This is a genomic window from Streptomyces sp. NPDC006314, from assembly GCF_040613075.1.
Classification (GTDB): domain Bacteria; phylum Actinomycetota; class Actinomycetes; order Streptomycetales; family Streptomycetaceae; genus Streptomyces.
In genome coordinates this window covers 180,067-203,025 of sequence record NZ_JBEXRL010000007.1, presented here as the reverse complement: position 1 = coordinate 203,025, position 22,959 = coordinate 180,067, and the positions used below count along the sequence as shown (strand labels likewise).

17 protein-coding genes and 1 pseudogene are annotated in these 22,959 nt (G+C 72.3%); 7 read left to right on the top strand and 11 right to left on the bottom strand.

The annotated features are described in order from the left end of the window. Positions 1-72 precede the first annotated feature (72 nt). Positions 73-1,188, top strand: a complete 1,116-nt coding sequence (locus ABZ079_RS15435) for a hypothetical protein (protein WP_356939929.1) — start codon at positions 73-75, stop codon at positions 1,186-1,188. Positions 1,189-1,497: 309 nt separating this feature from the next. Further along, positions 1,498-2,301 (top strand): putative protein N(5)-glutamine methyltransferase, encoded by an 804-nt coding sequence (locus tag ABZ079_RS15430; RefSeq protein ID WP_356939928.1) that lies wholly within the window; start codon positions 1,498-1,500, stop codon positions 2,299-2,301. Positions 2,302-2,344: 43 nt separating this feature from the next. On the opposite strand, the gene ABZ079_RS15425 is transcribed toward ABZ079_RS15430, so the two are convergent. Then, entirely contained in the window at positions 2,345-4,423 is a 2,079-nt protein-coding gene (locus ABZ079_RS15425) for a SpoIIE family protein phosphatase (protein WP_356939927.1), read from the bottom strand. Positions 4,424-4,740: 317 nt separating this feature from the next. Here ABZ079_RS15425 and ABZ079_RS15420 point away from each other — a divergent pair, with 317 nt between their 5' ends. From ABZ079_RS15420 to ABZ079_RS15405, 4 genes are all read left to right on the top strand, one after another. After that, positions 4,741-5,622: a hypothetical protein gene (locus ABZ079_RS15420; RefSeq protein WP_356939926.1), complete on the top strand. Its 882-nt coding sequence runs from the start codon at positions 4,741-4,743 to the stop codon at positions 5,620-5,622. Between the two features lie 94 nt (positions 5,623-5,716). After that, a complete protein-coding gene (locus ABZ079_RS15415; RefSeq protein WP_356939925.1) occupies positions 5,717-6,088 on the top strand; it encodes a hypothetical protein in 372 nt (123 codons plus the stop codon). Between the two features lie 233 nt (positions 6,089-6,321). After that, positions 6,322-8,337 carry an NADPH-dependent 2,4-dienoyl-CoA reductase gene (locus ABZ079_RS15410; protein WP_356939924.1) on the top strand — a complete coding sequence of 672 codons (2,016 nt, stop codon included), beginning with the start codon at positions 6,322-6,324 and terminating at the stop codon, positions 8,335-8,337. Positions 8,338-8,368: 31 nt separating this feature from the next. Next, the gene (locus ABZ079_RS15405; protein ID WP_356939923.1) at positions 8,369-8,941 is read left to right on the top strand and encodes a PadR family transcriptional regulator; all 573 of its coding nucleotides are present in this window, start codon (positions 8,369-8,371) and stop codon (positions 8,939-8,941) included. A gap of 34 nt (positions 8,942-8,975) precedes the next feature. Here the strand turns inward: ABZ079_RS15405 and ABZ079_RS15400 are convergent, their stop codons facing one another. Next, positions 8,976-9,515: a hypothetical protein gene (locus ABZ079_RS15400; RefSeq protein WP_356939922.1), complete on the bottom strand. Its 540-nt coding sequence runs from the start codon at positions 9,513-9,515 to the stop codon at positions 8,976-8,978. A 181-nt stretch (positions 9,516-9,696) separates the two neighbouring features. Further along, positions 9,697-10,668 carry a fibronectin type III domain-containing protein gene (locus tag ABZ079_RS15395; protein WP_356939921.1) on the bottom strand — a complete coding sequence of 324 codons (972 nt, stop codon included), beginning with the start codon at positions 10,666-10,668 and terminating at the stop codon, positions 9,697-9,699. Positions 10,669-11,166: 498 nt separating this feature from the next. Here ABZ079_RS15395 and ABZ079_RS15390 point away from each other — a divergent pair, with 498 nt between their 5' ends. Next, positions 11,167-11,940 (top strand): glycoside hydrolase family 75 protein, encoded by a 774-nt coding sequence (locus ABZ079_RS15390; protein ID WP_356940078.1) that lies wholly within the window; start codon positions 11,167-11,169, stop codon positions 11,938-11,940. Between the two features lie 32 nt (positions 11,941-11,972). On the opposite strand, the gene ABZ079_RS15385 is transcribed toward ABZ079_RS15390, so the two are convergent. The 8 genes and pseudogenes from ABZ079_RS15385 to ABZ079_RS15350 form a co-directional block, all read right to left on the bottom strand. Next, a complete protein-coding gene (locus ABZ079_RS15385) occupies positions 11,973-12,383 on the bottom strand; it encodes a PTS fructose transporter subunit IIA (RefSeq protein WP_356939920.1) in 411 nt (136 codons plus the stop codon). 2 nt (positions 12,384-12,385) lie between these two features. Further along, complete coding sequence (dhaL, locus tag ABZ079_RS15380; protein WP_356939919.1) at positions 12,386-12,994, bottom strand: dihydroxyacetone kinase subunit DhaL; 609 nt, start codon at positions 12,992-12,994, stop codon at positions 12,386-12,388. A 67-nt stretch (positions 12,995-13,061) separates the two neighbouring features. Next, entirely contained in the window at positions 13,062-14,054 is a 993-nt protein-coding gene (dhaK, locus tag ABZ079_RS15375) for a dihydroxyacetone kinase subunit DhaK (RefSeq protein ID WP_356939918.1), read from the bottom strand. A gap of 528 nt (positions 14,055-14,582) precedes the next feature. Further along, complete coding sequence (locus ABZ079_RS15370) at positions 14,583-15,266, bottom strand: Crp/Fnr family transcriptional regulator (protein ID WP_356940077.1); 684 nt, start codon at positions 15,264-15,266, stop codon at positions 14,583-14,585. Positions 15,267-17,075: 1,809 nt separating this feature from the next. Next, positions 17,076-18,524 (bottom strand): annotated as a pseudogene (locus ABZ079_RS15365) (SAV_2336 N-terminal domain-related protein); the annotation flags it as partial. Beyond that, positions 18,524-19,570, bottom strand: coding sequence for a MoxR family ATPase (locus tag ABZ079_RS15360; RefSeq protein WP_356939917.1), 1,047 nt, complete (start codon positions 19,568-19,570; stop codon positions 18,524-18,526). The pseudogene ABZ079_RS15365 and the gene ABZ079_RS15360, both read right to left, overlap by 1 nt. Then, the gene (locus tag ABZ079_RS15355; protein ID WP_356939916.1) at positions 19,567-21,462 is read right to left on the bottom strand and encodes a hypothetical protein; all 1,896 of its coding nucleotides are present in this window, start codon (positions 21,460-21,462) and stop codon (positions 19,567-19,569) included. Before ABZ079_RS15355 ends, ABZ079_RS15360 begins: the two co-directional genes overlap by 4 nt. A gap of 50 nt (positions 21,463-21,512) precedes the next feature. After that, positions 21,513-22,736: a hypothetical protein gene (locus ABZ079_RS15350; RefSeq protein ID WP_356939915.1), complete on the bottom strand. Its 1,224-nt coding sequence runs from the start codon at positions 22,734-22,736 to the stop codon at positions 21,513-21,515. Between the last annotated feature and the right edge of the window lie 223 nt (positions 22,737-22,959).

Here is a 22,959-nt window from a genome sequence, read left to right as displayed (position 1 = left end):
CTCAGGGCGTTCTAGTTGTATAGTACAACTTAATTGAGGGTTGTATAAGCCAACTTTTGGAGGTCGCGCGCGATGAGGTCACCGGCGCTGCGCCATGTGCTCACGCACCTGATCACCCCGCTGCTGATGTGCATCGGCATGGGGCTCGCGTACCTGGGGGCCTTCGTCACCCCCGAGCCGCACCACCTGCCCATCGCCGTCGTGGGCACCGCCCCGGAGGTCAAGGTCTTCGCGCAGACGGTGAAGGACACCGCGGGGGACAAGCTCGACGTCCGTACGGTCGCCACCCGCGCCGACGCCGTCGACCTCCTCATGTCCCGGATCGTGACCGGCGCCTATGTGCCGAGCGCCAAGGCGCCCGAGCTGCTGGTGGCCGGCGCCGCCTCCGACATGGGCGCGACGGCCGTGGAGAAGGTCTTCACGCCGGTCGCCGAGAAGCAGGGCGCCCCGCTGAAGGTCACCGACGTGGCCACGCCGGTCGCCGACGACCCCACCGGCCAGGGACTCTTCTTCCTGCTGATCGCACTCAGCATCGGCTCCTACGCGTCGGTCGCCGCCCTCGGTGCCGCGGGCGCCGCCCTCGCGATGCGGGTGCGGGCGCTGCTCGCGCTCGGCGTCTCCGCCGTGGTCAGCGGTATCGGCGTGGTGCTCGCCGGGCCGGTGTTCCATCTCGCGCACCACGACCTCGCGGGCGTGTGGGGCATGGCCTGGCTGTACTCGGCGGGCATCCTCTTCACCGGCGTCGGTCTGCACACCTTCCTCAAGCGGTGGACCACGCTGACCATGATGGTGCTGTTCGTGATGCTCAACTTCACCAGTTCCGGCGGCCTGTTCCGGCCCGAGCTGCAGAACGGGTTCTTCGGCACCCTGCACGCCTTCTGGAACGGCGCCGGCTTCGTCGAGGGCGTCCGCAGCCTGCTGTACTTCGGCAGCGACGGCCTCGCGCGCAACGCGTGGACCCTCCTGATCTGGCTGCTCGCAGGCCTCCTGCTGACCGCGATCGCGGCCCTGTACGAGCGGACCCGCCAGGCCCGGCGGGCGACCGCGCAGCACTCTGAGACCGACGCCCGGTCCGCGTCCGCCGTGGTACGGCCTGGGCGGGACCCCGAGCGGGCGGCCGACGAGGAGGCCGAGGAAGAGGCCGAGGAAGAGGTCGAGGAAGAGGTCGAGGAGACGGTCGGCGTCTGAGCGACCGCCCTCCGCGGAGCGGGGAGCGCACCGCCCGCCACCGGGCGGAGCCCCTTGCGGCGGCCGTCGCCGTCCGCCTCTCACACGCGTCACCGGCCCCCGAACTCCGCGCGCCCGACGGCGCGTCGTGAGCCCTGGGGTATGGTGGCCGTCCGGTCGCGGACGCTCGCGGCCCCGACGACGAGGAGGTGAGACCCATTACCGCTGTGTCAGCTGGGGCCCTCTCTCCTTGCGACGGCGCGGTACACCGGCAGCGGTGACCGCGGGAGCGCCCTCAGGCCTTGCGCTCCCGAAAGGTTTTCGGCTTCCATGCCCTCTCTACCCCCTCCCCCTTCTTCACTCCCCGCTGCCCCTGCTGCCGTCGTCTCCACACTGCGCGCCGCCGGATGCGTCTTCGCCGAGGACGAGGCGGAGTTGATGCTCACGACCGCCCGGTCCCCGGAGGAACTGACCTCGATGGTGGACCGGCGCGTCGCCGGACTCCCCCTCGAACAGGTTCTCGGCTGGGCCCGGTTCCACGGACTGCGCATCACCGTGGAACCCGGGGTGTTCGTCCCCCGCCGCCGCACCGAGTTCCTCGTGGACCAGGCGCTGGCCACGGCGCCGGAGGCGAGCGTGGTCGTGGACCTGTGCTGTGGTTCCGGCGCGCTCGGCGCGGCCCTCGCAGCCGTCCTGGACGGTGCCGAGGTGCACGCGGCCGACATCGACCCGGCCGCCGTGCGCTGCGCCCGCCGCAACCTCGCCGCCTTCGGCGGCCGGGCCCACCAGGGCGACCTGTACGACGCCCTGCCCGCCGGCCTGCGCGGCCGCGTGGGCATCCTGACGGCCAACGTGCCCTATGTCCCCACCGATGAGGTGCCCCTGCTGCCGGCCGAGGCCCGCGACCACGAGCCGTTGGCCGCCCTGGACGGCGGCGCGGACGGCCTCGACGTGCTGCGCAGGGTGGCCGCCGGGGCGCTCGAGTGGCTCGCGCCCGGCGGCTGCCTCCTGACCGAGACCAGCGAGCACCAGGCGGCGGCCGCGGTGGAGGCGCTCGCCGAGGCGGGCCTGACGACCCGTCTGGCGGTGTCGGAGGAACTGTACGCGCATGCGGTGATCGGCGTACGGCCCTAGAAGGCCGAGGAAGGTGCCGCGGCACCCTCGCAGGGCAATACGGCTAGGGCAGTTGCTGCGCCCGGGCGATGAGCAGCGCCACATCGTCGTGGTTGTCGGGGTGGTGCAGCGTGCGCAGGAGCAGGTCGCAGGTCTCTTCCAGCGGGCGCTCGGGGTCGGTGAGCAGGGACAGCAGGAAGTCCAGGCGCTCGTCCAGCGAGTGGCGGCGGGTCTCCACCAGACCGTCGGTGTAGAACACCAGCTCGTCGCCGGGTTCGAAGTCGACGGTGACGGTGGAGAACCCGACCCCGCCCACGCCCAGGGGCACCCCGGTCGGCAGGTCGAGCAGCACGGGCGGCTGGCCGGGCCGGACCCGGGCCGGCGGCAGGTGGCCGGCGTTGGCGATCCGGCACTGGCGCAGACGCGGGTCATGGACGGCGTACACGCAGGTCGCGATGGAGTGGTCCAGGGCCGAGGTCGTCTTGTCCAGGTGCTCCAGCAGCACGGCCGGGTCGAGGCCGAGCGCGGCCAGCGTGGTGGTCGCGGTGCGCAGCCGGCCCATCGTGGCGGCCGCGCTCATGCCACTGCCCATCACATCGCCCACCACGAGCGCGGTCCTGCCGCCCTCCAGCGGTATGACGTCGAACCAGTCGCCGCCGACCTCGCTGGTGGCGCCCGCCGGCTGATAACGGGAGGCCACCTCCAGGCCGGTCGTGACCGGCGGATGGCTGGGCAGCAGACTGCGCTGCAGGGTCAGCGCGGTGTTGCGGGCGTTCTGGTACCAGCGCGCGTTGTCGATCTGCACGGCCGCACGGGCCGCCAGTTCCCGGGCCAGCAGCAGGTCGTCCTCGTCGAACGGCGCCGGATTGCGGGTGCGTTTGAGGTCGAGCGCCCCCAGCACCTCGCCGCGCGCGATCAGCGGCACCGCGAGATACGAGTGCAGCCCCGCCCGGCCCAGCAGCACGGCCGCCTCGGGCGAGCGGGCGATGCGCGGCAGGTCCTCGTCCTTCACCTGCGGCACCAGCACCGCCTCAGCCGTGCGCACGCACTCGGTGACCAGCCGGTCGGGCGCGTACCGGGCGATCCGGCCGGGCGGGTCTGCCGCCCGTACGGCGTCCGTGTCCTCCTCCGGGCGCAGGGCGAGCGCCCGGATCACCGCGGACTCCGACGGGCCCAGAGTGCTGGGCCGGCCCTCCACCACCGCGTCCAGCAGATCGACGGCCGCCACGTCCGCCAGTTCCGGTACGGCGACCTCGGCCAGCTCGCAGGCGGTGCGCTCCAGTTCGAGCGTCGTACCGATCCGGGCGGAGGCGTCGGCGATGACCGCGAGCCGGCGCCTGGCGGCCTCCGCCTCCACGGAGGCGCGGTGCTGCTCGGTGATGTCGACCAGCGAGACCGTCACGCCGAGCACGTTGTCCATGGCGTCCTCGAGCCGGTACACCGAGTACGACCAGGTGTGCTCCACGTCCGGGTCGGCGGCGGTACGGCCGACGAGGGTGTCGTCGATCAGGGGCACGCCCGTCTCCAGTACCCGGCGGGCGGTGGTTTCCAGGGCCCCGGCGTCCAAGAGCGGCAGCACGTCGTGCAGCGTCCTGCCCACGTGCTCGGCGGCCGGGACACCGTTGATCTTCTCCAGGGCCGGATTCACCGAGACGAACCGCAGCCGGGTGTCGAGGACGCCGTATCCGATCGGCGACTGCTTCACCATCCGCTCGGACAGCGCCACGTCCTGCTCCAGCCGCCGTACGGTCGACTGGTCGGCGGCGAGCCCGAGCGCGTACACGTCGCCGCGGTCGTCCAGCAGCCGCATGTTGCGGAACTCCACCAGGCGGGTGCTGCCGTCCTTGTGGCGGACCGGGAAGCCGCCGGCCCAGCTCTGCCCGGTGCGCATGACGTCGGCGAAAAGCCTGCCGACCAGCTGGATGTGCCGCTCGTGCACCATCAGCCGGGCGGCGTGCTGGCCGAGGGCCTCCTGTGCGGTGTAACCGAACAGCTCCTCCGCCTGCGGGCTCCACAGCACGATCCGGCCGTCGGTGTCCAGCACCACGGACGCGACGCCCAGCACGTCGAGCAGCCCGCCCGGCCGCACCGGCCCGCGCACGGGCCCGTCGCCCTCGGCCACCGGAGCCTCGGCTGCACTCATGCCACGCACCGCCCTCGCCCGTCCGCACGGCACGCCGTGCCCCGTGCCGGCTCCCCTTGTTCTACCGCGCTCACACCGACTCTCCGCCGCCTTCGCGTTTATCTCCACCATCCCTCAACACGGCGGCGGACGTCCGCCGCATTCGCCACGTCGGCGGTGCGCGCGGTACGGGCCTCCCGCCGCGGACCGTACCGGCCCGTCCCGCGGGCCGTAAGAGTTTCACGCTCATGTTTGCTCGTTTGGTCTGTACATGCCTATCGCGCCACGCCAGACTGTCCGCCGACCGAGTGCCCCACCCCCCGTCCGAGGAGTCGGCCATGCCCGTGCCCGCCCGGCAACGTTGTCACGCAGTCCTCGCCGGACTCGTCACCCTCGCCACCGCCGCCGTCGTCTCCCTCGCCGCGCCGGTGCCCGCCACCGCGGCCGGCACGTGGACCGAGACGGGCTCCGACCGTGCCGACCCGCTGACCGAGAGCCAGGGCCTGACATCGGTGGAGGTACCGGCGAACAGCCCCAACCGCTACACCGGCATCGGCACCATCCCCATCGGCCTCTCCAGCCGCGGCTGGAACCACGTCGGCGACCCCGACGCCTCGTACAACGGCTACTACATCGAGCCCTACCAGCGGGACTCCGGCAACTCGAAGATGTACCGCGTGCAGGCGCCCGGCGGCACCCGGTCGGAGTACGTCCACACGCTCAGCCCGGGCGAGGCCCTGAACAACTCCTGGGACGCCATCTCCCCCGACGGCCAGTGGATGCTCTCCGGGGAGTGGGGCACGATGACCCGTCTGCTGGTCTTCCCGACCCCCGGCGTCAATCCGGGCACCTCGCCCTCGACGAACCTCCCGCAGGCGGCGACCGTCCACCTGGACCATGCCGTCCGCGACGTCCAGGGCTGTGACTTCTCCGGCCCGACGACCCTGCTGTGCTCCTCGGACGACCCCGACGGCAGCCTCTTCGGCCTCACCAAGCCGCTGCTCCAGATCGACCTCTCGGCGGCTCCGAACGGCTCCTCGGATGTCTCGGGGCACGTCACCGCCCTGCGCCAGCTGCCGCTGCGCAGCTCCTGCCCGGGCAGTTTCGAGGCGGAGGGCATCGACTACGACAGGCGCACGGGCGTCCTGCGGGTGATCGTGGTGTCGCCCGGTTTCTGTGTGCTGACGGACAGCAAGACGTACAAGTTCGCGCGCAGCTGAGGTGTGCGCGGCGGCCGGTGGTGTTTTCCTGAGGATGGACGCGGTTCGGCGGGGTACCCCGTTCCACCGCAGCGCGGCACGAAAGGAGCGATCAATGGCAGACACGGAGCGGTCGCATCCGGAAACCGTCTCGGTGGAGATCAGCGGTTCCAAGGAGGACGCCCGCCTCGTCTTCGAGGCGCTGAGGTCGTGCTTCGCGTCCGACCGGGGCGCGGACGAGGAGCCTCAGCAGCTTCACGAGACACGCCCCATGGTGTGGTTCGGCAGCTACGACGTCGCGGACGCCCGTACGGAGGGCTGCCCGCCGGTCCACCTCGGCGCCTCCGTCCAGGCGGACGTCCAGGGCGGACCCTGGGCCGTCAACCGGTTCCGCACCACCCTGGACGCGATTTTCACCGTGGAGGAGACCTGCGCGGCCTCCGGCGACCAGGAGAGGGATCTCCACCTTCGCCTGGAGAGCCGCTGACGGCGCAGATGCAGGCGCGGTACCCCCCGGCCGATTCCCGTGTCGGCCGGGGGGTACCGCGTCGGGCCGCGGCCTGAGGGCCAGGCGGCGGACGCGTCGTCGTTACGCGACGTTGTACATAGTAGTAGGTACAGAGTGGCCGGAGTCACCCCTGCGTGGTTGTGCAACTAGTTGCATAAAGCGTCGTGCTTCCTCTACAACAAGAAGCGACGACACCGCGCACGGAGGGCCCGATGAGCCGTTACCCGCACCTGATGACCCCGCTCGACCTGGGCTTCACCACACTGCCCAACCGCGTGCTCATGGGCTCGATGCACGTCGGCCTGGAGGAGGCCGAGCGTGGCTTCGAGCGGATGGCGGCGTTTTACGCGGCCCGCGCGCGCGGGGGAGTCGGGCTCATCGTCACCGGCGGCATCGCGCCCAACGAGGAGGGGCGGCCGTACGACGGCGGCGCCAAACTCACCACCGGGGCGGAGGCCGAAGCGCACCGGACCATCACCGAGGCGGTGCACCGCGAGGGCGGCCGCATCGCGATGCAGATCCTGCACTTCGGGCGGTACGCCTACCACCAGGACCTCGTGGCGCCGAGCCCCCTGCAGGCCCCGATCAGCCCGTTCGTTCCCCGCGAGCTGACCGACGCCGATGTCGAGCGCACCATCGACGACTACGCCCGCGCCGCCCGCCTCGCCCGGCAGGCCGGCTACGACGGCGTCGAGATCATGGGCTCCGAGGGCTACCTCATCAACGAGTTCATCGCCGCGCAGACCAACCGGCGCGAGGACCGCTGGGGCGGCTCGTACGAGAACCGGATGCGCTTCCCGGTCGAGATCGTCCGGCGGGTACGCGAGGCCGTCGGCGAGGACTTCATCATCATCTACCGCCTGTCCATGCTGGACCTGGTCCCGGGCGGCTCCTCGCTGGCGGAGGTCATCACCCTCGCCAAGGCCGTCGAGGCCGCCGGGGCGACCCTCATCAACACCGGCATCGGCTGGCACGAGGCCCGCATCCCCACCATCGCCACCTCCGTGCCGCGCGGCGCCTACACCTGGGTGACCAAGAAGCTCATGGGCGAGGTGTCCGTCCCGCTGGTGACCACCAACCGCATCAACACCCCCGAGCTGGCCGAGGAGTTGCTGGCCGGCGGTCACGCGGACATGGTCTCCATGGCCCGCCCGATGCTCGCCGACCCCGACTTCGTCGCCAAGGCCGCCGCCGGGACGCCCGAGGCCATCAACACCTGCATCGGCTGCAACCAGGCCTGCCTCGACCACACGTTCAGCGGCCGGATCACCTCCTGCCTGGTCAACCCGCGCGCCTGCCACGAGACCGAGCTGGTGCTCTCCCCGACCCGGCGGCGCAAGCGGGTCGCGGTCGTCGGCGCCGGTCCGGCCGGACTGGCCTGCGCGGTCTCCGCCGCCGAGCGTGGCCACGCCGTCACCCTGTTCGACGCCGCGAGCGAGATCGGCGGCCAGCTCAACGTCGCCCGCAAGGTCCCCGGCAAGCAGGAGTTCGACGAGACCCTGCGCTACTTCCGCCACCAGCTCGACGCGCACGGCGTGGACGTCCGCCTGGACACCTGGGTGGAGGCCGGCGACCTGGACGGCTACGACGAGGTCGTCGTCGCCACCGGCGTCATCCCGCGCACCCCCGACATCCCCGGTGTCGACCACCCCCGCGTCCTCGGATACCTCGACGTGCTGCGCGACGGCGCCCCCGTCGGCGACCGTGTCGCCGTCCTCGGCGCCGGCGGCATCGGCTTCGACGTCGCCGAGTTCCTCACCGACGGCGGTGACAAGGCGCACGAGGACCCGGAGACCTACTTCCGGCACTGGGGCGTCGACATGGACTACCGGGCGCCGGGCGGCCTCGCCGCCCCGCAGCGGCCGGCCCCGCCGCGCACCGTGCACCTGCTCCAGCGCAAGACCACCAAGGTCGGCGCCGGACTCGGCAAGACGACCGGCTGGATCCACCGCGCCGAGCTGAAGCACCGGGGCGTCACCATGGTCCCCGGGGTGCGCTACGACCGGATCGACGACGCCGGCCTGCACGTCACCGTCGGCGAGGAGAGCACGGTCCTGGAGGTCGACACCGTGGTGCTGTGCACCGGCCAGGAACCGCGCCGCGATCTCTACGAGGAGCTGATCGCCGCCGGGCGCAGCGCCCACCTGATCGGCGGCGCCGACGTCGCGGCCGAGCTGGACGCCAAGCGGGCGATCAAGCAGGGCACCGAGCTGGCGGCGGCGCTGTAGGAGCCGGAGCGCGCGTCCCTAGGATGAGCCCATGTCACTCCCGCACGCGATCCTCACCGCCCTGCTGGAAAAGCCGTCGTCGGGGCTGGAGCTGACCCGCCGGTTCGACAAGTCGATCGGCTACTTCTGGTCCGCGACGCACCAGCAGATCTACCGCGAGCTGGGAAGGCTGGAGGCGGAGGGCTTCATCCGCACGCTTCCGTCCGAGCAGCCGGCCCGTGGGCAGAGGAAGAGTTACGAGGTCCTGCCCGCGGGCCGTGCGGAACTGGCCCGGTGGACGGCCGCCACGCAGCAGCCCAAGCCCCAGCGGGACGTCCTGCTGCTGCGGCTGCGCGCGGCGGCCGTGGTCGGCACAGCGGGCCTGGAGGCCGATCTGCGCCGCCATCTGGAGCTGCACCGGCGGCAGTTGGCCGAGTACCAGGAGATCGAGAAGCGCGACTTCCCGCCGGGCCGGGACACCCCGCAGGACCGGCTGCGCCATCTGGTCCTGCGGGCGGGCATCGACCTGGAGACCTTCTGGACCCGGTGGCTCACGCACGCCCTGACGGAGTTCGCCGAACTGCCCGACGAGGAAGCGGCGAGCCGGGGCTCGGCTGACGGCTGAGGGCCGTAGACCCCGGACTCGCTGCGGCGGCCTCTCAGAGCCGGTACGGCTTCGAGCGGCGGCGCAGGAACCAGCCAGTGGCGACGACGCCGGCGCCGACCAGGGTCGCGCCGATGCCCAGCGTCAGCGGCCCGTAGTCGCGGGCGGCGCCGCCCAGGCCGCCCGCCACGCCACGGGGGGGTGCCGTCGTGGACGTCGCGGAGATCGTCGGCCTCGTGGGCGCGGACACGATCACCGACTGGCTGCCCGCCGTGGCGCCGCTGGAGCAGACCACGACCACGGTGTAGGTCCCCGGGCTCACCCCGGACCAGGCCGCGGACTGGCTGACGGTCGTGCCCGCCAGGGCCACCTGCCGGCCCTCGGCGAAGCTCGCCTGACGGCTGGTGAGCAGAGCCGCGCTGCCCCAGCTGCCGTTGATCTGGCTGCACGCGCTCGTGACCACCGAGACGGTGGACCCGGTCGTGCTGACGGAAATGCCCGAGGCCGCGGCGGACGGCCCGGCTAGCGCAGCCGGGAGAGTGGCGGCGGCCGCCAGGGTCAGGCCGGAACGGAGAAGCAGTCGCGAGTTGTGCATGGGCTGGCCTCCGGCGGCACGGTTGGCGGTACGTCCCATGCGCCGCCGAGGGTCGGGAAACGCCCGTGCTGCCTGCACCGTAGCCAACGCGGTCCCGGGCACGCCCGCACGCGGGAGGGACCCGGTCAGGTGACGGATTCCTTCGTCCGGCGCAAGGCGACACGCCGACGCGGTGCGTGCGTCAGCCGCCCGTGGTCACCGTCCGCTCAGTCGACCAGCCGCCCCACGTCCCGTCCGGCAGCCGCGCCCGCAGCCGTACCCGGTGTTCCTCCCCGGCGGCCTCGCCCGTGTAGAAGCTGTAGCGCGCCCGGCCGCGCGGCGGAGTGCCGCCCCACACCAGCGAGGTGGCCGCGGTGCCGTCGAGCTGGACCTGGTACTCGGTGATCACACCGTCCGCGCGCGGCGGAACCCAGGACAGGTCGATGTAGTAGGCCCCGCCGGTCCGGTGGGTCGTGGCGGTGAAGCCGGCGGGCGCGGTGTTCCGGCCGTCATCGGTGCCCGGGGTCCTGAGGCGCAAGGGGCCGCTGGCGGGGGAGAGGTTGCCGGCGGCGTCCCGGGCCCGCACCGTGAAGACGTAGGCGGTACCGGGGCGCAGACCGGTGACCACGGTCGCGGTCTGGTTCCCGCCGACGCTGTGGATCTTCGTCCCGCCCTGGTAGACGTCGTACGACACCACGCCCCGCGCGTCCCGGGAGGCGCCCCAGGACAACTGGACCGCGCGGCTGCCGACGGTCCGCCCGGCGGGTTTCAGCGGCCGGGTCGGCGCCGAGTGGTCCGCCGCCGCCATGGCCGGTGTCCGCGCCCGCACCGCCCGGCTCCGCGGGCCGAGACGCCCGTCCGTGTCCCGGGCCCGCACGGTGAAGGCATACATCGTGGACGGCCTGAGCCTGGAGACGTCCACCATGTGCTGCGAACCCGAGACTTCCTCCACCTTCGTGGTGCCGCGATATACCTCATAGGAGCCGATGCCGGGACCGTCCGTGACCGCGTTCCACATCACGTGCACGCTGGTGGCGCTGCCCGCCACCGCGGTGACGCCGGTCGGAGCGCCGGGTGCCCGGCCCTCGTCGCTGCCAGCGGCCCGGCTCCCGCAGGACGCGACCAGGAGCAGGACCCCGCAGACCGGCACGAGCGGAAGGGGAATGCGTCGCACGGCTCTGCCCCCCGGACGGCATCGGCATCAAGGCATTAAAGGTCCGGACCAATATGGCCCGGCCGGTGCGAACTCATCAAGAGGGCCGCACGGACGGCTCCGGTGTGCCGGGGCCGGCGCGCGCGGAGTGGCCGTGCCGGTGACCGTTCGAGGGGGTGGCGTTGCCGACCATCCGGGGAAGGTACGTATGCTGAACCTCCCTATGGCTGAACTACCCGAGAAAGCACGGGAGTTCATGTCTGTGGCGCGGACACGCTGTCGTCGCCGATCCCGCGCCGACGCGGGCGGCCGGGGATTCTGGGCCGGCATCGGCTCGGAACCCCGGCCCCTGTTGTCCCCCAACCGGTCTCGGCCCCGCGCCGCGTCCCCTCACGGGGTGTCAGAAGCGTGCTCCATCCGGCCCCCTGCGGTGCGGCCACGGCGGCCCGGTGACCCGACGCGCACCACAGTGGGCTGGATGTCCCCACGTCCCCGAGGAGAGGGTCCCTCATCGTGCGTGTGCGTGTCCCGATGCTGATGCTGGCCGCAGCCGGCGCCGCCGTGCTCGCGCCGGCGGTGCTGCCCGCCCCGGCCGCCGTGCTCGCGCCGGCGGTGCTGCCCGCCCCGGCCGCCGTGCTCGCGCCCGTGGCGCTCCCCTCCCCGGCCGCCGCCGTCCCGCACAGGGAGAGGTCCGTGGCCCGCGGCAAGGGCGCTGTCGCCGCCTCCGACCTGCTGGCCGGGCTGGGCAAGTGCACCCAGGTCTCCCGGGGCCGGTACCGCACCGACGCCGGAAGCCCCGCGACCGTGCCCGTCTGCGGCACCCGGGACGCCGTCTACTGGAAGGCCGACCTGGACATCGACTGCGACGGGCGGACCACCGCCCACTGCAACCACCGTACCGACCCGCTGTTCGCCGCTACCACCGCCTTCCCGCAGTCCGACGGCCGACATCTGAACGCCGAGACGCTGCCGTACATCGTCCTCCCGGCTCCGAGCCGCATCTGGAACCCCCGCGCGTACGGTGTCCGGGGCGGCTCCGTCGCCGCGGTCGTCTACCGGGGACGGGTGCGGTACGCCGTCGTCGGCGACACCGGTCCGCGCGACATCATCGGCGAGGTCTCCTACGCCACCGCCCGCAGTCTCGGCCTCCGGGCCGACCCGCTCGACGGCGGGGCGGACTCCGGCGTCACGTACATCGTCTTCAGGAACTCCCGTGTGCATCCCATCGAGGACCACGCCGCGGCGGTGGCGGCGGGGAGGCGGCTGGCCAAGCTGCTCGTGGCGAACAGGTGACCGGCGCACCGGCGCGAACGGCCCGGGAGGCGTCACACCTTCCGGTAGCCGTAGGCCTCCGCCGCCGCGGCCTCCACCGCGTCCAGGTCGCCACCCGCGGCCGCGGTGACCACCGCCGCCACCGCGCCCTCGACGAACGGGGCGTCCACCAGCCGCGCGCCGTCCGGCAGTTCGTCGCCCTCGGCGAGCAGGGCCTTCACCGTCAGCACGGCGCTGCCGAGATCCGTGAGCACCGCCACCCCGGCACCCCGGTCGACCGAGGCCGCCGCGGCGGCGATCAGCTCGGCGCTGGTGCCGAGCCCGCCGCCCTCCGTGCCCCCCGCTGGGGCCACGGGCACCGCCGTGGCCCCGCCCGCCAGGCCCTTCGCCAGCTCGGCCACCGACGCGGCGACCTCCGCGCTGTGAGACACCAGTACGATCCCGACCGGCTTGTCGGCGCTCACGGTCAGCCCTCCGCCGCCGCTGCCGCCTCTTCGAGCGCGGCGATCAGCAGTGCCGACGAGGTCGCCCCCGGGTCCTGGTGGCCGATGCTGCGTTCGCCGAGATAGCTCGCCCGGCCCTTGCGGGCCTGTAGCGGGGTGGTGGCCACCGCGCCCTCCTCGGCGGCGGCCCGTGCGGCGGCGAAGCCGTCCCCGAGCGCGTCCACGGCCGGCACCAGTGCGTCCAGCATGGTCTTGTCGCCGGGCGCCGCCCCGCCGAGGGCCATCACCCCGTCCACACCCGCGCGCAGCGCCTCGGCCAGCTGCTCCTCGCCGACCTCGGCGGCATCCCCGAGCGCCTTGCCGGTCCGGCGCAGCAGGGTGCCGTACAGGGGCCCGGAGGCGCCGCCGACCGTCGAGATCAACTGCCGCCCGGCCACGGTCAGGACGGCGCCCGGCGTGTCCGGCGCCTCCTTCTCCAGGGTGGCCGTCACGGCCCGGAACCCGCGTTGCAGATTGCTGCCGTGGTCGGCGTCCCCGATGGCCGAGTCGAGGGCGGTGAGCCGTTCCGCCTCGCGGTCGACGGACGCGGCGACCGCCGTCAGCCAGCGGCGGAAGAAATCGGCGTCGAGCACTGGATCTCCTTGCGTGGTAGGGGTGTTGACCGGCGTGGTGGGGAGGGTGAGCGCCGAGTCCGCCGTATCACATCCCCCAGCGCAGCGCCGGGGTCTTCACCGGCGCGTCCCACAGGCGCAGCAGTTCCTCGTCGACCTGGCACAGCGTCACCGAGGCGCCCGCCATGTCCAGGGAGGTGACGTAGTTGCCGACGAGGGTGCGGGCCACCGTGACACCGCGCTCGCGCAGTACCCGCTGCACCTCGGCGTTGAAGCCGAAGAGCTCCAGCAGCGGGGTGGCGCCCATGCCGTTGACCAGCACGAGCACGGGGCTGCGCGGGGGCATGTCCTCCAGGATCGCGTGCACCGCGAAGTCGGCGATCTCCCCGGAGGTCATCATCGCGCGCCGCTCCCGGCCCGGCTCGCCGTGGATACCGATGCCCAACTCCAGCTCACCTTCGGGCAGATCGAAGGTGGGGCTGCCCTTCGCCGGTGTCGTACAGGCGCTGAGCGCCACACCGAAGCTGCGGGCGTTCTCGTTCACCTGGCGGCCGATGGACTCCACCCGCTCCAGCGGCTGTCCCTCGGCCGCGGCGGCACCCGTGATCTTCTCCACGAACAGCGTCGCGCCGGTACCGCGCCGCCCGGCGGTGTAGAGGCTGTCGGTGACCGCCACATCGTCGTTGACGAGCACCTTGGCGACCTGGATGCCCTCGTCCTCGGCCAGTTCGGCCGCCATGTCGAAGTTCAGCACGTCGCCGGTGTAGTTCTTGACGATGAACAGCACCCCGGCGCCGCTGTCCACGGCGGCCGCCGCGCGGGCCATCTGGTCCGGCACCGGCGAGGTGAACACCTCACCGGGGCAGGCGGCGGACAGCATGCCCGGGCCGACGAACCCGCCGTGCAGCGGCTCGTGCCCCGATCCACCGCCCGACACGAGCCCGACCTGCCCTGACACGGGCGCGTCCCGGCGGACGATCACCCGGTTCTCCACGTCCACGGTCAGATCGGGATAGGCGGCCGCCATGCCACGCAGCGCGTCCGCCACGACCGTCTCCGGCACGTTGATCAACATCTTCATACCTATCTCCTAAGAGGCGTAGCAGGTGATTCTCTGACCGGTGTCTTCCTGTTCGGGCCGGTTCCAACCAGCTGTTGATCTCGGCGGTCCGGTTGGCAGCGGGTAGCCCCCCGGGGTGGATGGACGGAGCCTTGCTCCTCAGTATCGGCCTTGCGGCAGTGAAGGTCATGCGCGCCGGCTTCCCGCCTGGCCGCCACTGACCGAACCGGCTCTCGGGCCGAGCAGCCCCGGGCTGCCGGTTCACGCAGTGTGCCCGCACGGCTCCGAAACGGTGACGCGCGCCGCCAGCCGGTCACTGACTGGCTGGAAAGAGCGACATCGAGACGGACGGGAGTCGGCGGGCCCGCAAGCCCGCGCCCGGGGCCGCCGCTCCGGAGCCGCGCAAGGCGCTCGTGCGGCGTGATGGTGATGTCGGGGACAGCCGAGGCGCCGAACCGGGGTCGAAGGTGACACCGCCCGGCTTCACCGCACCTCTCGCCTGCCGTGCAGCCTGAGTCCCCCGACAGCCGGAGGCGTCGGCGGTAACGGTCAGCTGTTCGCCTGTGTGCCGGCCATGGCCAGCAGCAGGTCGAGGCGGAGAATCACCATGGTTCGTCGTCCGGTGCTCACGATTTCGCGGTCGCGCAGTTCTTTGAGCAGCCGCTGGGTCATCTCCCGGCTCGCGCCCACGGCTCCGGCCAATTCCTGCTTGGTGAGGGGCACGGCCACCTCGATCCCCGCCTCCGAACGGCGTCCGTGGGTCCTCGCCAGGTCCAGCAGGAGAACGGCCAAGCGCTCCCGCACGCTCATCGACGCGAACTCCACGCGGCGGCGGTCGGCATGCCGGAGCCGGTCGGCCGTGAGCCCCAGCAGCGCCCTGGACACCCGGGGATGCCCTTGCAGGAAGTCCGTGAACCGGCTTCCCTGCACGGCGACAGCCCTGACCTGCTCGAGTGCGGTGACGGTTGCCGCTCTCGGGCGTCCGGTGAGCGTCGCTTCCTCGCCCACCAGGTCTCCCGGGCCGACCAGGCTCAGCAGGGCCTCGTAGCCGGACGGGGAGGCGGCGGTCACCTTGACCCAGCCCGCCACGATGATCAGAACGTGGCTGCTCGGCTCGTCCTGGTGAAGGAGCGCGGCCCGTGCGTCGAAGGTGAGTTCCCGGCCCGTCGCCAGCAGGGCGGTCCGGTCCTCGGGTTCGAGCCGGGCGAGAAAGGGGACCCGCGCTTCGGACATGCTCGACCGCCACTCCGGCAAGCCGCCGGGCGTTTCGCCTCGCCCGTGTCCTGCTTCCCGGTCCCCAGGGGATTCAGGGGCTCGCGCCCGCCGTGCCTCCATCAGCCCGGCCTGCGCGGCAGCGATCCGCCGGGCGGTGACCACGGTGAGGTGTTCTTCCGTGGCGCCCGTGACCACACCGGCCACGTGACCCTGAGCGTCCAACACCGGGGCGCCCGCCACCGTGTGGGTCGTCCAGGGCGCCGAGGATTCCACCCGCAGGGTGTCGGGGCCGACCGCGGTGGTGTCCAGGTAGACGCCCGGCCCGGTGGGCGCCGTCGCGCGGGACGGCTCGGGCCGCCCTCCCACCACGGTGAATCGCTGCCCCGCAACGATGCCGGACTCGGCGAGGACGACGGTGCTGCCCCAGTCCTGCGCCCACCTGGCGTTCGTCACCGACACCAGCGCCAGCCCGGTGGCCTCGTCGACCCAGTCTGCCCGTGCCTCGTACCTTTCGCCGGCCGGGCCCTCTCCTGGAGAGACGCTCAGACGAGACGCAGACGGGTGCAACGGGCCGGCCGGCGCCACGACAAGGCCGGGACCGACGAGAACGCCCGAGCACAGCACGCGCTCCCGAGCCCACAGGCGCACTGCCGCACGGTCCGGACCGGGTGCCAGCCGTTGGGTCGGCCAGCCGTACTGCGTCAGTCCGAGTTGCCGGGCGGACTGGATGACGGCCGCAAGATCGAGGCGGGAGGCATGGCTCCTGAGCGCCCGCCACAGAGAAGGCGGATAGACGGCGGTCGGGCGCCCGCCCCGTATGCGCAGCGCCACGTCGTCTGCGATGTAGCCGATACCGTCTCGTCCCATGTGCGGCATGAGGAGGCGCACGCCGCCCGCGAGCGGACCGGTCGCGTCCCCCAGCGCATCACGCAACCGGGAGTCGCCCGTGGCCGGGCCTGTCACGTAGTCCCTCGCCGCCCGCACAAGTGCTCGGCCCGACAGCGGAGTCCGGTGACCGACGAAGCGGGCGTCCACGGCGGCGTCGACCAGGGCACGCACCTCCTGCGACGCGCCCTCGTAGGCGGTGAAGAACATGAACCCGATCATCAGCCCCTCGAAACCGCCCCCGTCCCGCGCCCATTCCAGCGCGGCGGTGAGAACCGGATCGTTGCCGGTGGCCCAGGCGGAGCGCGCCCGCTCGAGTTCCGGGGCGCTGAGGGCATGCGGGACGTGGATCACGGTCGCCCCCGACCAGGTCTGCTCCCCATGAAGCCTTTCCCAGTGGGCCGGGTGCACCGTCGCGAGCACGAGCCGCGGCTCGGGCGCCTGACGAAGAAGTGCCCCGGCGACCGGATACCTTTCCAGGCCGTCGAGCCACACCACGGTGTCGGGCCCGAGGTGCCGCACGACGTCCTGCCCGTCCGTGAAGTCGTCCGGTATCCACACCTGCCAGCCGGGTACCACGGCGAGGATCGCTTCCCAGGCCGAGCGCGTCTTTCCCGACAGGGCCTCGCCGACGAGCACGACGCGCACCCGCTCGCCGGAAGCTGCTCGCCCTACGGCGTCGCGCAGCCGCGGGTCGTGGTCCCGCGCCACGTACCCCGGAAGCCGGGCCGGGTCCGCAGGGGCGACCGGGTGCACCCCCAACGGCACCGCCTCGGTTTCCCGCACCGAAGTCATCCGCACCCGGGCACCGTCGGCCTCGGCGAACGGTACGGCGCCCGCTCCCACGGCCCGGCCGCGCCCCGGCCCGCCTCGCTCGCCCGGCGCCACAAGAACCGCGGGGAAGTCGGGACCCGGACCCCCGGCATGGCGCTCCAGGTGACGGGCCATCGTGCGGCGCACCAGTTCCTGCACGGCCGTCACCTCGTGCCGGAGCTGGGCACCCAGCAGCGCCTCCCGCACCCCCGGCAGGAAGTCGAACGCGAACACCGACATGTCGTCGATGGGGCGGCCAGCCGCCTCCCGCCAGGGGGCGAGGAGCCCGCCCAGCGCCACCTCCGCGAGATGTCCGTGCTCCGCATGGGGCAGCATGACACGGCGCACGAGGGTCATCACAGGGAGGGTGAGCGGGACCGCGGACAGGTAGCCGGCCAGCTCCTGCGCGAGCGGCGACGCGGTCTCCTGGAACCGCCGCAGGGCAGCAGGGCCGGAAGGCGCAGGTGGTGCGGCGGGTGGCGCGGGTGCCTCCTCCCGGGACGCGCGGGTGCGGGGGACCGCCAGGCAGGACATCCGGTGCCAGCGCCCGTCGCCGGTGACGAGCGAGACGAGGGAACCCAGCCCCGCGGACGTCGCCTCGACGACGGGAACGGCGATCGTGTGCGCCAACTCCTCCGCCCAGGGTCTGCCGTACCGGGAGCGGGAGCGGAGGCGTCGCCGCGCGGACCGGGCCGGCAGCAGGCGCCAGGACGTGTTGGGGGCGGCGGGCTGACCGGCCCGGACCGACATGCCGGTCGCCGTCAGCGCGGCGCTGCCCCACAGCCGGCGTGGCAGGACCTGCAGGACGCAGAGCGGACTGTGCCCGGCCCAGTGGCGCAGCACGTCATGGAGGGCACCGCCGCTCCACCCGGGCGCCACTCCGTCCGTCAGGACCACGATGAGCCGGTGGCCCGTCGGATCGGCGACCTCCTGGGGACTGCGGGGCTCGCCGCCCCGCGCCGAGGCGATCCGGGGATCTGACGAGCCGTCCGTGCCGCTGACGAACCACGTGCGCACGTCCCGGAAGACTCCCGTCCGCTCGACAGTGCGGCACAGTTCCGTGACCAGGTCGTGCCAGAGCACCATCGAATGGTGCGTGTCCACCACCAGGGCAAGGTCGATCCACCGGCCGCGGCGTGGTGTGAGCACCGGCACCGTCATACGCTGTTCGGCGCTGGCGACGACGGTGCGCTCCTCGTCCAGTTCCGTACCGGTCACGCCGGTGACGGTCCGCTTGGCGAGGGGGCGCAAGGCCCTCATGAGACCAAGGGGGTCCGCGAGGTCCGACGCGCGCCGCACCCGCACCGGCCTGCCCTGCGGTGCGTCGCGGAGTTCGTCGCCGGCTGAGGAGGCGGCGTAGTGGCGCACCCCTCTCGCGGACAGCGATGTGTTCTCCACGGGTGGCGGGGAGGCGGGAGACATGTGCTCCCCGGTCAGCAGCGGCTCGCCCCGTACCCCCTCGTTCCGCGGTCGGCGGTGAGTGCCCGCGCGGCCCGCCAGCCAGAGGATGTCCGCCAGTTCCTCCGGGCCCGCCTCCACGCCGGCCGCCAGCAGCGCCGCGCGGAGTTCCTCCAGCATTACAGGGGCCCCTGGAGGGATGTGGGACCGGTGAGTCGCTGCAGGACGGAGTCGAGGAACTGCGCCTCGTCGGCCGTGTCGGACCAGGCCCCCCGCAGCCGTAGCTGAACGGCGTTGAGCAGTTGGTCGGTGGCCAGATCGCCGTCCAGCCGGCGCTCCAGGAACTTCTCGACGAGCCCGCGGTGGCGGTCGATCTGCGCGGAGTCCAGCCCCAGCCGTCGGCGGACGATCTGCACGAGCTTCTCCTCGCCGGGCGGTTCCATGTGGAGCCGGATGCAGCGCCGCAGGAACGGCGGTGGAAAGTCCCGCTCCCCGTTGCTGGTCAGGACGATCACGGGAAACGACCGGCACTTCACGAAACCCCGCTCAACGCGTACGCGCGCCTCGGGATCATCGTGTGTACCGACGCGCACCTCGGGTTCCTGGCCGGCGACACGAGCGAGTTCGGGGATGTCGAAGTTCCCTTCCTCGAACACCGTCAGCAGGTCACCGGGCAGGTCGATGTCGCTCTTGTCGATCTCGTCGACCAGCAGCACCCGAGGTCGCCGGCGAGGGAGGAGAGCGGTGCCCAGGGGGCCGAGGCGGAGATAGGGCGAGATCGAGAAGCCATCGGGATCGCCGGACGCTCCCTGCAGGTGCCGAAGGTTGGCCTCGTGGAGCCTGCCGATGGCGTCGTACTGGTAGAGCCCGTCGCGCAGGGTGCTCCGGCTGGTGATGGGCCAGTGCAGGACGGGCCCGAGCTCCAGGTCGGCTGCGATGCTGTACGCGAGGGTGGACTTTCCCACTCCCGGCTTGCCGGTCACCAGCAGCGGGCGCCGAAGATACAGGGCCGTGTTGACGGCGTTCAGTTCCGCCGTGTCCGGCACGTATCCGGTACCTCGCCGCAGGGTTTCCCGCCAGGCGGCGCTGTCGTGGTCGGGGAAGACGTACGCCGGGTCCGGTTCGCCGTCGAAGGTGCGCCACGGGGGGCACTCTGCCGCGAGCTTCACCTGCCGGTCCCGGATCTCTCCCGGGCCCCGGTAGATCCACCAGTCCTTCTCTGTCATGACAACTTCCGCCTTTCGGGCACGCGTTCAGGGTCATCCCACATCAACGCGAGAGGGGGTGAGGACGTCCGTCCCGCCTCCGTGACGGACGCCGGGTGCGGGATCCTGGACTGCCGCACCAGGGAGGGGAGCCGGCGGACGTCCAGTTCGTCCCGGTCGGCAAGAGCCGCGGTGATACGGCCCCGTTCACCACCGTTCCTGTGCCACACGGCGATCGGAACGCCGGCGTCGAGCACGGCCTCCAGGGTCTCCGCCAGACGCTGCCCGGAGACGTCGGCCAGTACACACACAGGCGGGTCGGCGGCCTGAAGCATGCCGCCGAGATCAGGGGAGACGGCCTCGTCGCACACTTCCCGCACGGCCTGCGGATCCACCCCTCCATGAGCCTTGAACCACTGCCACTTACGGTTCCACAGAGTCCCCGCCAGGCCGTCTCGCTCGTCAGGGCAACGCACCACGACCTCGAACGCCTGGCCGAGCTCAACGGTCTTCTCGTGCCTGCCGATGGGCAACCGCCAGCATTCGAAAGGCTCGGCCAGCAGACCGAGCGGTACATGGAACTCGATGCGCCGCACCTCCCGCGCGTACGGCTGGCGCAGGAGACGAGCCAGCGCCCGCTGCACCCCGGGCGGGTCCAGCGGCTGGTGCGATTCCCAGAGCGGTTCGAAGCGTTCGTTGCGGTAGAGCCACATCCGCACCCAGTAGGCGTTGTCGAGTCCGGTGTCCTCCTCGAACCGCACGTGCAGGCCGACGTCCTCCGAGTGGGGCCGGGGAGGTACCGGCACCGGAGGGACACCCAACCGCGCACGAGCCGACTCGGTCCAGGCGAGTACCTGCCGGGCCCAGACGGCGTCCTCGCAGTGCGCGGCGAGATGGCGCATGAACGGCAGGACCAGGGGCATGCCCCGTCGGCCTTGGCGCGCATCGAGGTCGTGTGTGATACCGGCCAACTCGGCGGCGGGCAGACCCCGTCGGGCGGGAAACGCACAGTCGGTGATCTCGAACGCCCAGCGGTACGCGTCGTAGGTATGAGCGGGAAGACGGGGGACACGGAGGAGCGGTGCCAGTTCGTCCCATCCCTGCTGGTCGAGGCAGGCTGCTGGACAGTCGGGGGTGTCGCGCCCGTGCCAGCTGCCCCCGAAGATCGTGGAGCCGGACCAGTCCCGGTCGACGATGAACTGCGGCTGCTGCCAGGCCAGCCCGCGGGAGCGCAGCGCCAGAAGGTCGGCCTGCACGGTGCGGGCGATCGCCACCAGGTCGTGCACGCTCTTCTGCAGCGTGGTCTCCTGCAGCCGGCGGATGAGCGCATCGGTGAACTGTCCCGCTCCGCGGTCCGGCAGATTCTGGGCGAGTTCACCGACCCGCGAGGCGTACAGCGTGAACTGGAGCCGATCCGGGTCCGGCGGACGCGCCCCGTAGCCGGTTTCGCCGAAGGAGAGCTTGCGGGCGTGACGGGCGTCGACTCGGCACGCGTCACCGATCGCTATCTGCCTACGGAAGCGGCCGCCCATGGGCCCCGAAGCCTTCCACCAGCGCAGCGCCGCCTCCAGATTGAGATGGGACGTCCAGTCCTGGGTGGCGTCCGCGTACGGCAGAAGCAGCTGGTGGGCGCTGTCCAGGTAGCCGTGCCCGGCCCAGTAGATCCACAGCAGGTCTCCGTCACAGGCGGGGAGCTCCTTGAACAGCAGCCGTTCGACATGGTCGCGCGTGGGCGGCCGGCAGGCGATCTCCCGCAGGTCGCCCCTCGTGCGGTCCAGTGGGGACAGCAGGATGTGGACCTGCTCACGGGGAACGCCGCCGCGGGTCAGCCAGTCCGCGAAGCGAACGGCGTCCCGGGCCGCCCCGGGCAGATCCCAGCGGTGGCTGATCGCATAGGACTCGATGCCGACCACCAAGGCGAACATCCTTCGCGGATCGACTGGTTCCAGGACATCGGCCGTGCTCACTGCGGAGCCTCGATCTCCTTCACGATCCGGTCGTACACCGCGTCGAGCTTCCAGTAGGCACTGTGGCTGAGGGGGAAAGGCTGCCGACTGCTCACCTCCTGATCAGTGACGCGGGGGTCGCCGGGAAAGACCGGCTGCGCCCGGTATGCGAGAAGGTCCGTGCGGTCGTAGACGTTGAGCCAGCGCGGAAATCCCGGAGGGAGACCGGCCGACGGCGGCAACCCCGTGAGCGCACCGAGTTCGTGCAGGAAGGGGGCCTGAGAGCCGACCGTCACCAGCAGCAGTGGCTGCGGCGGGCCGGTCTGCCGGATCGCGGCCAGCGCACACATGTCGACGAGAGCGACTCCGCCGAGGCTGTGGCCGATCACAACGGTCGGACCGTCATGGGAGACGATCACCTTCTCCAAGTGGTCACGCAGCGGTCGGCCTCTGGCCTGGTAGCGGAGGATGTCGCCGAGCGCGGGCACCGCGCCGGTGGTCAGCGAGGTCCGCCACCGGTCCAGCAGAGGTTGTGTCGTCAGTCGCAGGGCCAGCGTTCCCAGGACGGCGCCCACACGGCCGCCGGGGAACCGTCCCGCGCCGCCGAGGCGGACACAGAGGAGATCGACGAGGCTGTCCCGTTCATCGCCCGTGCATAACGCCTCGTCGCCCGCGACGGCCAGGGCGCAGGCGATCACCGCTCGCGCCGTCGCGTACCCGAGTTCCCGCACCGCCGGGGCGTATGCGGCGGCATCGCAGGCGTCAGCGAACTCCGAGGCGGACGCCACTGTTTCCGCCGATGTCAGGAGGTTGGGCATCCCGCCGACAGCCCGCACCGGGCCGGTGAGGTCCCGGTCCGCGGCCAGGGCCGCCGGTAACTCCTCCAGTGCGTCGGCCACCTGCCGGCCCGCGGCGCGCACCCCGGGTGTCCCGACACCGTCATCCGCAGGGGCGCACTCGGCCAGCACCCGCAGTTCACACAGCGGATCGGCGAGCAGCAGCCCCCACCCTGCGGCCTCCTCGTCCAGAGGGGTGCCGTCCGCCGGACCACGGACTACCCGGCCTCCGCGGGGAATCGAGGCGCCGCCCGCCGAGAGAGAGGCGCCGTGGGCCTCGCCCCAGCAGACGGCATGGACCTCGGCTGAGGGAAGGCGCGACCGAAGCTTGTCCGAGACCAGACCGGACAGACGCGTGAAACGCTTCTCGCGCACTCCGGTGCCGTGCACGAAGACGAGACGCATGTGCTCACCAGGCAGGTCCGCCACCCCCTCCACGAGGAACCCGCCCCGAGAGTGTGCACCAACAGTGCGGTGCCGCGCAGGCACTCGCTCGGTATCGCCGCACCCGAGGAAATCTCTGCGCGGGCGCGGGCACGGAGGGCATGCTCCTTGAGCCGGGTAGCGCGCTCGGTGGGGCGGAGGGTGATGCGGCCGGCGCGGTGGGGCGCTTCGATGCCGGGGGCCA

What these genes read in the sequence shown, in the direction of transcription:
- dhaK (WP_356939918.1), bottom strand. Translation starts at nt 14,054, where the DNA reads ATGAAGATGTTGATCAACGTGCCGGAGACGGTCGTGGCGGACGCGCTG.
- ABZ079_RS15400 (WP_356939922.1), bottom strand. Translation starts at nt 9,515, where the DNA reads ATGCACAACTCGCGACTGCTTCTCCGTTCCGGCCTGACCCTGGCGGCC.
- ABZ079_RS15430 (WP_356939928.1), top strand. Translation starts at nt 1,498, where the DNA reads ATGCCCTCTCTACCCCCTCCCCCTTCTTCACTCCCCGCTGCCCCTGCT.
- ABZ079_RS15350 (WP_356939915.1), bottom strand. Translation starts at nt 22,736, where the DNA reads ATGCGTCTCGTCTTCGTGCACGGCACCGGAGTGCGCGAGAAGCGTTTC.
- ABZ079_RS15435 (WP_356939929.1), top strand. Translation starts at nt 73, where the DNA reads ATGAGGTCACCGGCGCTGCGCCATGTGCTCACGCACCTGATCACCCCG.
- ABZ079_RS15410 (WP_356939924.1), top strand. Translation starts at nt 6,322, where the DNA reads ATGAGCCGTTACCCGCACCTGATGACCCCGCTCGACCTGGGCTTCACC.
- ABZ079_RS15420 (WP_356939926.1), top strand. Translation starts at nt 4,741, where the DNA reads ATGCCCGTGCCCGCCCGGCAACGTTGTCACGCAGTCCTCGCCGGACTC.
- ABZ079_RS15405 (WP_356939923.1), top strand. Translation starts at nt 8,369, where the DNA reads ATGTCACTCCCGCACGCGATCCTCACCGCCCTGCTGGAAAAGCCGTCG.
- ABZ079_RS15425 (WP_356939927.1), bottom strand. Translation starts at nt 4,423, where the DNA reads ATGAGTGCAGCCGAGGCTCCGGTGGCCGAGGGCGACGGGCCCGTGCGC.
- ABZ079_RS15360 (WP_356939917.1), bottom strand. Translation starts at nt 19,570, where the DNA reads ATGACAGAGAAGGACTGGTGGATCTACCGGGGCCCGGGAGAGATCCGG.
- ABZ079_RS15415 (WP_356939925.1), top strand. Translation starts at nt 5,717, where the DNA reads ATGGCAGACACGGAGCGGTCGCATCCGGAAACCGTCTCGGTGGAGATC.
- ABZ079_RS15370 (WP_356940077.1), bottom strand. Translation starts at nt 15,266, where the DNA reads ATGTCCGAAGCGCGGGTCCCCTTTCTCGCCCGGCTCGAACCCGAGGAC.